The sequence below is a fragment of the Streptomyces sp. NPDC102462 genome, from assembly GCF_044765425.1.
Lineage (GTDB): Bacteria > Actinomycetota > Actinomycetes > Streptomycetales > Streptomycetaceae > Streptomyces.
Genome location: NZ_JBIWKB010000026.1, coordinates 18,362 through 32,659, shown reverse-complemented (window position 1 = coordinate 32,659; position 14,298 = coordinate 18,362). Strand labels below are relative to the sequence as shown.

9 protein-coding genes and 1 pseudogene are annotated in these 14,298 nt (G+C 72.3%); 3 read left to right on the top strand and 7 right to left on the bottom strand.

What is annotated here, in order from left to right:
• Positions 1-145: 145 nt before the first annotated feature.
• From ACIRFL_RS22590 to ACIRFL_RS22565, 6 genes are all read right to left on the bottom strand, one after another.
• Entirely contained in the window at positions 146-1,333 is a 1,188-nt protein-coding gene (locus ACIRFL_RS22590; RefSeq protein WP_404031106.1) for an acyltransferase family protein, read from the bottom strand.
• Positions 1,334-1,951: 618 nt separating this feature from the next.
• Positions 1,952-2,956: an ABC transporter permease gene (locus ACIRFL_RS22585; protein WP_404031296.1), complete on the bottom strand. Its 1,005-nt coding sequence runs from the start codon at positions 2,954-2,956 to the stop codon at positions 1,952-1,954.
• Between the two features lie 23 nt (positions 2,957-2,979).
• On the bottom strand, positions 2,980-3,942 hold the full coding sequence (locus tag ACIRFL_RS22580) for an ABC transporter permease (protein ID WP_404031103.1): 963 nt from the start codon (positions 3,940-3,942) through the stop codon (positions 2,980-2,982).
• Positions 3,935-5,452 carry a sugar ABC transporter ATP-binding protein gene (locus ACIRFL_RS22575; RefSeq protein ID WP_404031100.1) on the bottom strand — a complete coding sequence of 506 codons (1,518 nt, stop codon included), beginning with the start codon at positions 5,450-5,452 and terminating at the stop codon, positions 3,935-3,937. Before ACIRFL_RS22575 ends, ACIRFL_RS22580 begins: the two co-directional genes overlap by 8 nt.
• Position 5,453: 1 nt before the next feature.
• Positions 5,454-6,551: an ABC transporter substrate-binding protein gene (locus tag ACIRFL_RS22570; protein WP_404031098.1), complete on the bottom strand. Its 1,098-nt coding sequence runs from the start codon at positions 6,549-6,551 to the stop codon at positions 5,454-5,456.
• Between the two features lie 164 nt (positions 6,552-6,715).
• Entirely contained in the window at positions 6,716-7,729 is a 1,014-nt protein-coding gene (locus tag ACIRFL_RS22565; RefSeq protein WP_404031095.1) for a LacI family DNA-binding transcriptional regulator, read from the bottom strand.
• 158 nt (positions 7,730-7,887) lie between these two features.
• Here ACIRFL_RS22565 and ACIRFL_RS22560 point away from each other — a divergent pair, with 158 nt between their 5' ends.
• Positions 7,888-10,491, top strand: a complete 2,604-nt coding sequence (locus tag ACIRFL_RS22560; protein ID WP_404031093.1) for a PA14 domain-containing protein — start codon at positions 7,888-7,890, stop codon at positions 10,489-10,491.
• A gap of 219 nt (positions 10,492-10,710) precedes the next feature.
• Positions 10,711-11,346, top strand: coding sequence for a class I SAM-dependent methyltransferase (locus tag ACIRFL_RS22555; RefSeq protein ID WP_404031091.1), 636 nt, complete (start codon positions 10,711-10,713; stop codon positions 11,344-11,346).
• A 16-nt stretch (positions 11,347-11,362) separates the two neighbouring features.
• On the opposite strand, the gene secD is transcribed toward ACIRFL_RS22555, so the two are convergent.
• Positions 11,363-13,696, bottom strand: a complete 2,334-nt coding sequence (secD, locus tag ACIRFL_RS22550) for a protein translocase subunit SecD (RefSeq protein ID WP_404031089.1) — start codon at positions 13,694-13,696, stop codon at positions 11,363-11,365.
• Positions 13,697-13,905: 209 nt separating this feature from the next.
• Between secD and ACIRFL_RS22545 the strand changes: the two are divergent.
• A pseudogene (locus ACIRFL_RS22545) lies at positions 13,906-14,298 on the top strand (hypothetical protein); the annotation flags it as partial.

Genomic DNA, 14,298 nt, shown 5'->3' with positions numbered 1-14,298 from the left:
CGAAAGCCTTGCCGGGCCGGTCGTCCGGTGGCAGCCGACGGTACCGGTGAGCGCCCCGAAGGGGGCGCGGGGAACTGCGCGACCAGCCACGACGGCGCAGCAGCCGAACCCCCCGCCCCGCCGACGGCAGTCAACGCCAGCAACGTCAATCGGCAGAGCGCACCGCAGACCCGACCCGCCCCGCACCGCAGGTCACCGCACCGCAGGTCACCGCACGGCGACCACCGAGCAGCAACCGCCGCGCGGGCCGCTCCACCATCTCGTACAGGACCCAGGACAGGCCGAGGGACACCGCGAACGCGACGGCGGTCACGACGAGGCCCCCCACCGCCCCGAACCGCGGCGAGAGTCCGAGCACATTGGTGCCGGCCCGCAGCACCAGCAGGTGCACCATGTAGAACGCGAACGACAGCTCCCCGAGCCGCACCAGCCGGCGGCGCCGCCACATCGAGGGCAGCCCCCGCAGGTCCGCGACGGCCGCCGCCGGGATGAGCAGGCCGAAGCCCGCGATGGTGCAGGCGGTGGCCGCGTAGCCGGGGGTGATCTGCGGCACGAAGAAGTAGCCGATGACCGCGAGGGCGAGCGATGCCTCAAGCCCGGGCCCGCGCCACCGGTCGAGGAACACCAGCCGGGCGGCGGCGGCGCCGAGCACGAACTCCGGCAGCCGGGCGGCGGGGTTGGCGCTGATCGACTGCGCCGTCCAGTGGTGCGTCTCCGCCCAGGCCAGCACCAGCACGGCCAGCACCGATGCCCCGGCCAGCACCGCCGACCCGCGGGCGCCGAGCCGGCGCAGCAGCAGGGCCAGCAGCGGGAAGGCCGCGTAGAAGAACGCCTCGCAGGCGAGGGACCAGCTGACCGGGTTCAACGTCTGCCACCAGGGGCGCCACCAGGAGTGCACCAGCAGCACGTTGGCGACCGCCTGGGACGGTTCGGGCTTGGTCTGGTGGGCCAGCGTGAACGCCATGAGCAGCGCGATCGCGGTCGTCACCAGGTGCACCGGATAGACCCTGGCGATCCGCCGCCGCCAGAAGGCGAGCGCGCGATCCCTGGGGCGCGCGGACCAGGTGAGCACGAAGCCGGACAGTACGAAGAAGAACGACACGCCGCTGGCGCCGGGCCCGAACGCCCAGGTCACATAGCGGTCGCCGGCGCCACCGAAGTAGTGGAAGTTGCGTACGTGCAGTCCGAAGACCAGCAGGGCCGCCACCCAGCGCAGCCCGGTCAGGGACGGCAGTGAGGGCGCGGACGCGGCGGGTGGCAGCCGGGCGGCGGGGGAGGGGGCGGTGACGGGCGGCGTCCCGGTGGTGCGGGTCGTCCTGGTCGCCGTCGTCATCGAATCACCTTCCGGGGGAGTGTGGGGCGGGCATGAAGGGGAACGTTGCCAGTTCGGCACCTTTCATGCAGGTTGCTCTGGAAACCTCACACCCATGGCGTGGCGGAGCGTCGATGGCGCGTCTTGGCAGGTGGGGCGGGTCCCCCGGATGGCGGACCCGGGACGGCCCGCCACCGGACGCGGCGGTATCCGCCCCGCGTTTTTCCCCCGCCCGGGGGAACGGGAGCCTTCGGCGACTTCACGGCCGACGTCCGCTTCAGGTTGCCGTCGGCTGTGTGATGGCGCCGGGCCGGGTAGGTCTTTGTCTGCGGCGTCGTTGTGGTTGGTCGCGCAGTTCCCCGCGCCCCTTTGGGGCGCTGATCGGTTCCGTCGGCTGCATGGGGATTCCGGGTGGGGTGTGCCTTTGTCTGCGGCGTCGTTGTGGTTGGTTGCGCAGTTCCCCGCGCCCCCTTCGGGCGCTCACCGGTACCGTCGGCTGCCACCGGACGACCGGACCGGTATGGCTTTCGGCCGCCGCGCCGTCGTGGTTGGTCGCGCAGTTCCCCGCGCCCCTTTGGGGCGCTCATCGGTAGCGTCGGCTGCCACGGGCCCCTTTTGGGGGCGCTGCTTGTTGTCGGCTCAGAGCATTCTGCGGCGGCGGCCCAGCCAGGTTTGGGCGATCACGACCACGGCCAGGAACGCACCGCTGACCACCTGCTGGTAGGCGGAGTCGAGGGAGCCGATCTGGTTGATGACGTTCTGGATCACCTTCAGCAGCAGCACACCGACCAGCGAGCCGCTGACGAAGCCGAACCCACCGGTGAGCAGGGTGCCGCCGATGACGACCGCCGAGATGGCCTCCAGCTCCATGCCCGACCCGAGGATCGTCACGCCCGACACCAGCCAGGCGGCGTTGAGCGCCCCCGCGAGCCCGGCGCACAGGCCGGACAGGGTGTAGACGGCGATCTTCGTGCGGGCCACCGGCGCCCCCATCAGGGCCGCCGCGTCCTCGTTGCCGCCCACCGCGTACACGTACTGCCCGAACCGGGAGCGGCGCAGCACGACCGCGCCCAGGACGAAGAGCGCCACCGTGATCCACACCGGTACGCCGATGCCGAGCAGCGAGCCCTGCCCGAGGGTCGCGAAGAAGGAGTCCTTGTCGACGAGATACGTCCGTGAGCCCTCGTCGGTGACCGCGAGGAGGATGCCGCGGGCACCCAGCATGGCGGCCAGCGTCACGATGAACGGTGCCAGACCGGACCGGGCGATCAGCAGCCCGTTGACCAGCCCGATCAGCCCGCACACCGCGAGCGGCAGCAGCAGCGCGACGGCCGTGCCGTACTGCGAGCCCCAGGCGGCCAGCACACCGCCCAGCGCGAACAGCGAGCCGACGGACAGATCGATCCCGCCGGTGACGATCACGAACGTCATGCCCAGCGCGACCACGGCGAGGAACGCCGAGGACAGCGCCATGTTCTCCAGGTTGTCGCCGGTCAGAAACGTGTCGAAGCTCAGCGAGGCCACGACCATGGCGAGCAGCAGGGTGACGAGCGCACCGTGCTGCTGGGCGAGGGCGCTCAGCCGCTCGGCCCGGCCGGGGCCGCTCACCTCGCCGGTGTCCGGGTGGAAGGTGCCGGAGGGCATGCCGGCCTCCGTGGTGCCGGTGGTCATCGTTTCCCCCGTTCGCGGGCCGCGTAGACGGCGGCGACGATCACCACGGCCTGGGCGATCTGCGTCCACGACGGCGGCAGGTCGTGCTTGACCAGCGTGGTGGTCAGCAACTGGATCAGCACGGCGCCGGCGACGGTGCCGCCGATGCGCACCCGGCCCCCGGACAGCGGCGTGCCCCCGACGACCACCGCGGTGATCGCCGACAGTTCCATCAGGGTGCCCAGCGACGTGGGGTCGCTGGCCGTCAGCCGGGCCGTGGCCAGGACGCCCGCGACCGCGGCCAGGGCGCCCGAGCAGACGTACACCACGACGAGGACCCGGCGGACGGGCAGTCCGGCCAGCCGGGCCGCGGGCCGGCTGTCGCCGATGGCGAGCAACTGCCGCCCGAACGTGCTGCGCCGCACCACGAAGGCGACCAGCAGGGCGAGGGCGGCGGCGATGAGCACGAGGTAGGGCACGCCCAGCACATCGCCGGAGCCCAGTGCCGACATGCCCGGGTCACGCACGTCCTTGAGCTGGGGCAGCAGTACCAGCGCCAGCCCGCGCGCGCCCACCATCAGGGCGAGCGTGGCCACGATGGGCTGTACGCCCACGAACGCGACCAGGGCGCCGTTCGCGAGCCCCACCAGGATGCCGCCCGCCACCGCCACCAGCGCGGCGAGCCACGGGCCGTAGCCGAGGTACAGCGACAGCAGGGAGGTGGCCAGCGCCATCACCGAGCCCACCGACAGGTCGACGCCCTCGGTGCCGATCGCCAGCGCCATGCCGAGCGCCACGATCAGCACCGGGGCCACCTGGACGGCCTGGGTGCGGAAGTTCTCGGCGGAGGCGAAGTGCGGGGTGAACGCGAAGTTGAACAGCAGCAGCACGACCACGCCCGCGTACACGCCGTACTGCTGCGCCAGGCGCAGCAGCCGGGCGCGGTCCAGCGAGCCGCGTGCGACGGCGAGTTCAGTCATGGCGGCCCCCGGCGGGTGCGGCCGCGACGGCGCGCAGCAGCGCGTCCTCGGTGACGGCGTCGCCGGCCAACTCGTCCACGACCCGTCCGTCCTTGAGCACCACGACCCGGTCGCTGCCCTCGATCAGCTCCTCGGTGTCGGAGGAGATCAGCAGCACGGCGAGGCCGTCCTCGGCGAGTTCGTCGATGAGTGCCTGCACCTCCGCCTTGGCGCCGACGTCGATCCCGCGCGTCGGCTCGTCGAGCAGCAGCACCTTCGGGTGCACGGCCAGCCAGCGGGCCAGCAGCACCTTCTGCTGGTTGCCGCCGGACAGCTCGCCCACCTTCTGGTGCGGGCCCGCCGACTTGATGCGCAGCCGCCGTACGAAGGTGTCCACGATCCGGTCGATGCGGGCGTCGTCCACCAGGCCGAACCGGGAGAGCGCCGGCAGCGCGGCGAGCGCGATGTTCTCCCGCACCGAAAGTCCGGGGACGATCCCCTCGGCCTTGCGGTCCTCCGGCAGCAGACTGATGCCCGCGCGGATCGCGGCGGGCGGTGAGCCGCCGCGCACGGGCACGCCGCCGACCGAGACCCGGCCGGCGTCCGTCGGCAGCGCCCCGGCGACGGCCCGCGCCGTCTCGCTGCGGCCGGAGCCGAGCAGCCCGCCCAGCCCGACCACCTCGCCGGGCCGGATGGACAGCGACACCTCGTGCAGCTGATGACGGACCGTCAGTCCTTCTGCTGTCAGTACGGGTTCAGCCGTGGCGTGGTGGGAGCCGGCGAACTTGGTCAGGCCCTCGCCGCGCACCTCGCCGATGTCCCGGCCCAGCATGAGCGAGACCAGCCGCAGCCGGTCGAGTCCGGCGAGCGGCCCGGTGTGCACCACCCGGCCGTCGCGCAGCACGGTGACCGCGTCGCAGATCTCGTACAGCTCGTCCATGCGGTGGCTCACATAGATGACGGCGACGCCCCGGTCGCGCAGCATGCGGATCACCTCGAACAGGGTGCGCACCTCGCGTGGTTCGAGGGACGAGGTGGGCTCGTCCATCACCACCACGCGCGCGTCGACGGCGACGGCCCGCGCGAGGGCCACCATCTGCTGGGCGCCGACGCCGAGTTCACGCAGCGGACGGCGCACGTCGACCCGGATGCCGAGGGCGCGCAGCGCCTCGTCCGCCTCCCGGCGCATCCGCCGGAAGTCGATCAGGCCGAACCGACCCCTGGGTTCGCGGCCCAGGAACAGATTGCGGGCCACGCTCATCAGCGGGACCAGGTTGACCTCCTGGTAGATGGTGGAGATACCCGCCTGCTGGGCCCCGAGCGGGGTGGTGAAGCGGACGGGCCTGCCGTCGTAGCGGATCTCGCCCGCGTCCGGCGGATGGACGCCGGTGAGCACCTTGATGAGGGTCGACTTGCCCGCGCCGTTCTCGCCGACGAGGGCGTGCACCTGCCCGGCGCGGGCGGTGAAGTCCACGTCGGACAGGGCCCGCACGCCGGGGAAGACCTTGGACACCCCGGTCACCGAGAGCACGTCAGTACGCCTTGCCGAGGTCCGACTCGGCGTTGGCCGAGGTGTACGCGCTGTCCTCGATGACGATGTCCTGGGCGACGGCACCGCCCTGGGTGAAGGTGTCGAGGGTCTGGAAGGCGAGCGGTCCGAAGCGCGGATTGGACTCGATGACACCGTCGATCCAGCCGTCCACGATGCCCTGCACGGCGTTGCGCGTGCCGTCGATCGTGACGATCTTCACGTCGCCGGGTTTCTTCCCGGCGCCCTTGAGGGCGTTCACCGCGCCCAGTCCCATCTCGTCGTTCTCGGCGTAGATGCCCTTGATCCCGGGCTTGGACTGGATCAGGTTCTCGGTGACCGACTGGCCCTTCTCACGGGCGAACTCGCCGGTCTGCCGGAACACCACCTTCAGGCCGGGCGCCTTCTCCTTGAGCCGGTCCTCGAAGCCCTTGGTGCGTTCCGTGGTCACGTTGTTTCCGGCCGCGCCCAGCAGGATGGCGATCTCGCCCTTGCCGCCGGTCGCCTCGATCATCCGGTCCGCGGCCCGCCGGCCCTGTTCCACGAAGTCGGAGCCGATGAAGCTCACATAGTCCTTGCAGGCGGTGGCGTTGATCTTGCGGTCGACGGTGACGATCGGGATGTGCTTGGCGGCCGCGGTGCGCAGCACGGGTTCCCAGCCGTCCGAGTTGAGCGGAGCGATCACCAACAGGTCGGCGCCCTTGGCGATGAGGTCCTGGACGTCGCTGATCTGCTTGGAGAACTGGGACTGTGCGTTGGCGGTGAGGAGCTTGACGCCGCGCTTGGCCGCCTCCTCCTTGATCGAGGCGGTCTCCGCGATCCGGAACGGATTGGCCTCCTTCTCGGACTGGGAGAAGCCGACGGTGGCGGACTTCAGGTCGATCTTGTCGCCGCCGTAGGCGTCGATGGCGCAGGTGGGTCCTGAGGCGCTGGGCGAGGCGACCACCTGGCCCGAATCGGCCTGCTGGGCGGACGACTTGTCGGTCGTGGCGGCGGAGTCCTCGGACTTGGCGCAGCCGGTGATCAGGGCCAGGCCCGTGACGAGACCGGTGGCGAGAAGGGCCCGTGCAAAGGCACGGGAACGCAGTGACGTGGGCTTCATGAAAGTCCCCAAACGGCGCGGCCCCGGCGCTGAGAGCGCTCACGGGGAGGTGGCACTTGCGGTCAACACGGCGTGCACGTCGTTCAGGGGAGGTTTTTACATCGTTGGAAGGGCGCTGTAAACCCTTCCGTCCGAAATCCCGGCCGGCCCGCCCGGGCCGGCGGTCAGCGCCGGCCCAGCGTGCTCTCCCGCTCCACCAGCCGGAATTCCGCCGTGAGTTCACGTCCGCCGGGGTCCTGCCGGCCGGACAGGCTGCGCAGCAGCGAGGCCACCGCGAGCCGGGCGATGGCCTGCTTGTCGGGCGAGATCGTGGTCAGCGAGACGGCCCCGAAGCGGCTCTCGGCGATGTCGTCGAAGCCCACCACGGCGACGTCCCACGGCACCCTGAGCCCGCGCTCGTGCAGCACCCGCATGGCGCCGATCGCGATGAGATCGTTGAACGCGAAGACGGCGTCGGGCCGCACGCCCGCGTCCAGCAGCTGCGCCATGGCCCGCGCGCCGTCGTCCCGGTCCCAGCCGCCGACCGGCACGACCAGGTCGTCCGCGGCCGGGATCCCGGCCGCCGCCAGCTCGGCCCGCCAGCCGTCCAGGCGCAGATGGGCGGGGCGGTTGGCGGAATCCGTGCGGACGCCGAGATAGGCGATCCGGGTCCGGCCGCGGCCGAGGAGATGGCGCACCGCGGTGCGGGCGGCGGCCACGTTGTCGATCGCGATGTGGTCGAACGGCAGGTCGTACTCCCGCTCGCCGAGCAGCACCAGCGGCACGTCGTCGGCCCGGCCGCGCAGGTCCTCGGCCTCGAGCTCCAGCGGGCTGAGGATCAGCCCGTCGATCACCCGGGCCCGGAACCCCTGGCTGACCAGCAGCTCCCGTTCGCGTTCACCGCGCGTGTGATCGAGCAGAACCGTGAACTCGTGCTCGGCGGCGGCGTCGATCACGGCGCCCGCCAGCTCGGCGAAGTACGGGTTGCCGAGTTCCGGGACGGCCAGCGCGATGATGCCGGTACGGCCCTTGCGCAGATGGCGCGCGGTGAGGTTCGGCCGGTATCCCAGCTCGTCGATGGCCTGCTGCACCCTGGCCCGCATGGCCGGTGTGACGTGCGGATAGTTGTTGACGACGTTGGACACGGTCTTGATCGAGACGCCGGCACGTTCGGCCACGTCCTTCAGGCTGACCCGCAAGGGATCTCCTCGGCATCGACGGGTGCTCCGGGACGGAGCTTTTGTCACGGATCTGGACAGCGGCTGAGAGCCCGTGCTCTCATGCCAACTGCCTCTGCTTCCAACGTTGTACAGACTGAAGCACCGAGCCGCCACCCTTCCTCAGTCAAGGAGGATTCGTGCGCATCAGACCGATCAGAGACCGACTCGTCCTGCTCCTCGCGGCAGTGCTGGGCGCCGCGGGACTCGCCGCCGCACCCGCCGCGACGGCCGCGGATGACCCCGTCGAGGTCCATGGCCTCAAGGGCGAGTACTACACCCAGTCCGCCCCCGGCGCCTTCGACTTCCACGAACTGAAGGCCACCGGATTCGACCCGCAACTGGACTTCGACTCGCTGGAGTCCCGGCTGAGTTCGGCCACCGGGCAGTCGGACGACGTCAGCGTCCGCTGGACCGGCCGGATCGTGCCGGAGAAGACCGGCCCCACCACCTTCTCGGTCATCGGCGACAACGGCTTCCGCCTCTGGGTCGGCGGCCGGCTCGTCATCGACCACTGGGTCGACGACTGGGACCGCGAACAGACCGCCCAGCCCGTGGAGTTGACGGCCGGGCAGTCCTACGACTTCAAGGTCGAGTACTTCGAGCACTACGGGGGCTCCAACCTGCACGTCCGCTGGAGTCCGCCGGGCGCCGCCAAGACGGCGATCCCGCAGTCCGCGTTCCGGCTGCCCGAGGGCTACGCCTACGACGGCGCCATCGGCACCACGGTCCTGAAGGACGGCCGCACCCTACGCCTCGACTTCGCCCAGGCCCTCGCCAAGCCCCCGGCCAAGCTCACCGAGCACCTGAACGCCGTGATCGGCGGCGCCGCCTGGCCGATCGGCCGGGCCCGCCTCGACCCGGCCGACCACAAGTCGCTGCTGGTTCCGCTCAAGGAGCCCGTCGTCGGCAACAAGACCGGCACCGCGCGCGGCACCGCCGATGTGCGCTACGACGGGGCGGGCGGCCTGACCGGTGCGGACGGCAACGTTGTCAGCCCGTTCTGGAGCAGCGGCGCCAACCACTCCACATACGAACTGCGCACCCCCTGGGCCGACGACGTCACCCCGGCCAACGCCCACCGCGAGTACCCGCGGCCCCAGTTGACCCGCGGCGACTGGCAGAACCTCAACGGCAGCTGGCAGTTCGCCGCCGCCAAGGCCGGCGAGCAGCCGCCGGTCGGCCGCAACCTCGCCGAGCGCATCCTCGTCCCCTACCCCGTCGAGTCCCAGCTCTCCGGCCTCGAACGGCACGAGGACCGGATGTGGTACCGGCGCACCTTCACCGTGCCGGCCGGCTGGAAGATCGGCTCCGGCAAGCGCCTGCAACTCAACTTCGGCGCGGTCGACTGGCGTACCGAGGTGTTTGTCAACGGCACCAAGGTCGCCGAACACGAGGGCGGCTACGACAAGTTCAGCGCCGACATCACCGACGCCCTCAAGCCCGGCCGCACCCAGGAACTGATCGTCGGCGTCTACGACCCGACCGACTCCGCGAACGGCGAGAACCCGCCGCTCGGCAAGCAGCGGCTCGACCCCAGCGGCATCTGGTACACGCCCAGCTCCGGCATCTGGCAGACCGTGTGGCTGGAACCCGTCGCCGCCGACCACGTCGACTCGCTGAGGCTCACCCCCGACGTCGACGCGGGCACCCTGACCGTCGAGCCGAAGGGCGTGCGCGACGGACTCACGGTCACGGCGACGGCGTACGCGGGCAACCGGCCGGTCGCCACCGCCACCGGACGCAGCGGCACCCCGCTCACCCTGAAGATCCGCAATGCCCGGCTCTGGTCCCCGGACGACCCGTATCTGTACGACCTGAAGGTGAGCGTCGGCGCCGACCGCGTCGGCAGCTACTTCGGCATGCGGTCCATCGCGGTCAAGAAGATCGACGGCACCCCGCGCACCGTCCTCAACGGCGAACCGGTGTTCATGATGGCCACCCTGGACCAGGGCTTCTGGCCGGACGGCCTGCACACCGCGCCGAGCGACGAGGCGCTCGCCTACGACCTGAAGATGCACAAGAAGATGGGCTTCAACTCCGTCCGCAAACACATCAAGGTCGAGCCGGACCGCTGGTTCTACTGGGCCGACAAGCTGGGCCTGATGGTGTGGCAGGACATGCCGGCGATGACCGCGGGCCGGAACCCGGACAGCGCATCCCGCGCCCGGTACGAGCGCGAGATGAAGCAGATGATCGACGAGCACATCAGCAGCCCGTCGATCGTCATGTGGGTCACCTTCAACGAGGGCTGGGGCCAGTACGACATGGCCCGCATCGCCGACCAGGCCAAGGCATGGGACCCCACCCGGCTGGTCAACAGCATGTCGGGCCTCAACCTCGGCGCGGACGGCGGCACCGGCGACATCATGGACGAGCACGGCTACCCGAGCCCCGCGCTGCCCCCGCACCCGGACGGCGAACGGGCCCTGGTCAGCGGCGAGTACGGCGGCCTCGGCCTCGCCGTGCCCGGGCACGCCTGGTCGGTGCAGCAGTCGTACGTCGACGTCGATCCGGCCACCTACACCGACGACTACCTCACCAAGCTCGCCGAGGTGCACGCCCTGGCCTGCCGGGGCGGCAACGGCGCCGTGTACACCCAGATCACGGACGTCGAGGGCGAGCTGAACGGGCTGATCACCTACGACCGCAAGGTCGTCAAGCCGGACGTGCGGCGGCTCAAGGCCGCCCACGAGGCACTGATCGGCGACGCGTCCCGGGCGACCCCCGCGGGCTGCGCCTGACACCCGGCCGCCCGGCGCGCACCTTCCCGCCCGCCGGGCGGCCCCGGCGTCCCGTCCGAACCCGCTGGACGGGACGCCGGAACCCTCCCCGGCCGCAGGACCGCTTTGCGGAAACCGCAAAGAGCATTGCCGCCTCCGGCCGGATCGGCGCAGGCTCTCCCCGGGTGGCGCCGTAACCACCCACCGCGGCCCGGACCGCGCCGAACCCAGGGAGGCCCCATGACCGAGACGCCCACGATGCGACCCGAGGAGTTCTGGGAGACCAGATACCGCACCACCGACCGGGTCTGGAGCGGCCGGCCCAATGCGCTGCTCGTCCGCGAGACCGCCGGGCTGCGCCCCGGCACCGCCCTCGACCTCGGCTGCGGCGAGGGCGCCGACGCCGTGTGGCTGGCCACACACGGCTGGCGGGTCACCGGCGCCGACATCTCGGCGACCGCCCTCGACCGCGCCGCCACGCACGCCGCCGCCGCGGGAGTCACCGACCGCACCACCTGGGAGCGCCACGAACTGGCCCCGAGCTTCCCCCGGGGCCGGTTCGACCTGGTGAACGTCCAGTATCTGCAGTCCCCGGTGGAACTGGACCAGCGCGAAGTGCTGCGCCGCGCTGCCGACGCGGTCGCCGCCGGCGGCACGCTCCTCGTCGTCCTGCACGCCGGCTGGCCGTCCTGGCAGACCGAACCGCCCTTCCCGCACGCGTTCCCCACACTGCGCGGCGTCCTCGACGAGCTCGCGCTGCCCGAGGAGCACTGGAGCGTCGAGACACTGGAGTCGGTGCGGCGCACCAGCACGTCACCCGACGGCACGGAGGGCTTCCGCGACGACAACGTGTGGCGCCTGCGCCGCACCGACTGATCTTTGCCGGCCCCGGTCAGCCCGCCGGCTCCCGCTTGCTCCGGCTGCGCGCGGCGGCCGGCCGGGCCGTCAGGCGGCCCGCCGCGGACCGGCCGCGGCGGCCGTCCAACTCGACGGCCAGGGGCGTGGCGGTGAACACCGAGGAATAGGTGCCGACCGCAAGACCGATCAGCAGCGCCAGGGCGAAGTCGGTGAGCGAGTCGCCGCCGAGCACCGCCAGCGCGGTCAGGATCAGCGCGGCGCCCATCCCCGTGTTCACCGTGCGCGGCAGGGTCTGCAGGATCGCCCGGTCGGCGATGTCCGCCAGCGCCGCCCGGTCACGGCGCAGCAACTCCCGGACCCGGTCGAACACGACGACCGAGTCGTTGACCGAATAGCCGATGACGGTGAGCAGCGCGGCGAGGAACACGCCGTCGACGGGCTTGCCCAGCCAGGCGAAGACACCCACCAGGATGAGCACGTCGTGGGCGAGCGCGACCACCGCCGCGGTGCCGAGCAGCCAGCGGAAGCGGGCGGCGAGATACAGCAGTTGGGCACCGAGGGCCACGGCCAGCGCGATCAGGGCGTTGCGGCGCAGCTCGTCGCCCAGGCTGGGGCCCACCAGCTCGTCGCGGACCCGCTGGGCCGTGCCGCCGAGGTCACCGACGGCCTCGGTGACCTTGGCCGCCTGCGCGTCGGTCAGCTCACCGGTGCGCACCGTGAGCCGGTCCTCGCCGGAGGACTGCACGACGGCCTGCGGGAAACCGGCGTCGGCCAGCGCGGCACGGGCCCGCTCCGGGTCGACCGGGGTGCCGGTGGCGTACTCGATGAGCCGCCCCCCGGTGAACTCGATGCCGAGGTCCAGGCCGCGGAACGCGATGCCCGACCCGGCGAGGACGAGGGCCGCGGCGGAGACCGCCAGCCAGCGCCGCGGACGACGCATCAGCCGCGGGTCGCGCCGCACCAGCCGGTCGCGGACCGCGCCGGTGGTGGCGATGCCGGTCAGCCGGGGGTGGCGCCGCACCCAGGGCCGGCCGGCCGCGTACTCGGCGAGCACCCGCGTGATGACCAGGGCGCTGACCATGGACGCGACCACGCCGATGCCGAGGGTGACGCCGAAGCCGCGCACCGGCCCGGAGGCGAGGAAGAACAGCAGTCCCGCCGCGATCAGCGTGGTGATGTTGGAGTCGGCGATCGCGCTGAACGCGTTGCGGAAACCGGCGGCGAGCGCCGACCGCGGGCCGGACCTCAGCCGGGCCGCGCTCTCCTCCCGGGCGCGTTCGAAGACCAGCACGTTGGCGTCGACGGCCATGCCGATCGCCAGGACGAAACCGGCGAGGCCCGGCAGCGTCAGGGTGGCGCCCAAGGCGGCCAGGGCGGCGTAGGAGATCAGGCCGTAGCAGAGCAGTGCCACGGTCGCGAGGACGCCCATCAGCCGGTACACGCCGATGATGAACAGCGAGGTCAGTACGGTGCCGAGGGCCGCGGCCCAGGCGCTCGCGGTGATGGCCCGGGCGCCCAGGCTGGGGCCGACGGTGTGCTGCTCGACGGTCTCGACCGGCACCGGCAGGGCACCGCCGCTGATGAGCAGCGCCAGTTCACGGGCGCCGGCGTCGTCGAACGCCCCGGTGATCACGGTCGAGCCGCCGGGGATGCCCGTACCGCAGGAGACCGACGGGTCGACCTGCGGCGCAGAGATGATCTTGTCGTCGAGGACGATCGCCACGCGGCGCGTGGGATCGCCGGCGGGACGGCAGGCCGCCTCGCCGGTCAGGTCGGTCCACCGGTCGTGGCCCGAGCGGTTGAAGTCCACGGTGACGCCCCAGCCGGCGCCGGACTCCTGGTCGAAGCGCGCGGCGGCGCCCTTGACATGCTGCCCGGTCAGGGCCGCGGCCCCGAGCCGCAGCAACTGTCCCGACTCGTCGGGCAGGGTCCGCTCCCTGTCCGTCCCGGACTGCGACCGGGGCGCCTCGGCGGCGGTGCCGAGCACCGGATGGACGGTGAGCTGCGCGGTACGGCCGAGCACGTCGGCGGCCTTCTTCGGGTCCTGCACGCCCGGCAGTTCCACGATGATCCGGTTGCTGCCGGAACGGACGAGGGTGGGTTCGGCGACGCCGAGCGCGTCGACGCGGCCCCGCAGCACCTCCAGGGTGCGGTCGGTGGCCGCGCGGTCGGCGTCCACGGTCTCGGTCGAGCGGGTCTCCAGCACGATCTGGGTGCCGCCGCGCAGATCGAGGCCGAGGCGGACCGGCACGGTCAGGGTGATGTACAGCGATACGGCGATCACGGCGAGGGCGAGCAGCGCGCGGCCGCGCACCGAGCGGGAGCGGGAGCGCGAGCGGGCGGGGGGACGGTAACGGGAACGGGTCAACGGTGCCTCCGGCGGGCACGCCGCGGCTGCGGCCGGCGCGGTCGCGGCGGACGGTCAGGACGGAAAGGTCAGGAGCCGGAGGACAGGGGAGGCGCCCGCCCGCGCTCCGGGGGCGCGTCGGACCCCGACGTCCCGGGAACGTCCGCACCCCACGGCGCCCGCGCGGCGCCGGGAACGGGGAGTGACACGTCGGCGGTCACGGCGGCCGCGTGCTGGCCGGGCGGCCCCGGCCGCTCGGCGTGCTGCTCATGCCGCGTACCGGCCCGACTGACACCGCGCGCATCGTGCTCGGCGTCGGCACGGGGGTGGGGGCGTGCCCGGTGGGCGGGGTCGGTGTGGTGGCTGTGCGCGGTGGTGTGGTGGCCGGTCGGGCCGGACTGGTGTTCGTGCCGTGTGCCTGCCCGGCTGGTGTCGCGGGCGTGGTGGTCTGTGCCGGCGTGGGGGTGGGGGTCGGCCCGGTGGGTGGGGTTGTCGTGGTGGCCGGGCTGCCCGGGCTGGTGTTCGTGGCGTGTGCCTGCCCGGCTGGTGTCGCGGGCGTGGTGGTCTGTGCCGGCGTGGGGGTGGGGGTCGGCCCGGTGGGTGGGGTTGTCGTGGTGGCCGGG

Excerpts from the sequence above, each read along its gene's own strand:
- ACIRFL_RS22590 (WP_404031106.1), bottom strand. The coding sequence starts at position 1,333 with ATGACGACGGCGACCAGGACGACCCGCACCACCGGGACGCCGCCCGTC.
- ACIRFL_RS22585 (WP_404031296.1), bottom strand. The coding sequence starts at position 2,956 with ATGCCCTCCGGCACCTTCCACCCGGACACCGGCGAGGTGAGCGGCCCC.
- ACIRFL_RS22580 (WP_404031103.1), bottom strand. The coding sequence starts at position 3,942 with ATGACTGAACTCGCCGTCGCACGCGGCTCGCTGGACCGCGCCCGGCTG.
- ACIRFL_RS22570 (WP_404031098.1), bottom strand. The coding sequence starts at position 6,551 with ATGAAGCCCACGTCACTGCGTTCCCGTGCCTTTGCACGGGCCCTTCTC.
- ACIRFL_RS22555 (WP_404031091.1), top strand. The coding sequence starts at position 10,711 with ATGACCGAGACGCCCACGATGCGACCCGAGGAGTTCTGGGAGACCAGA.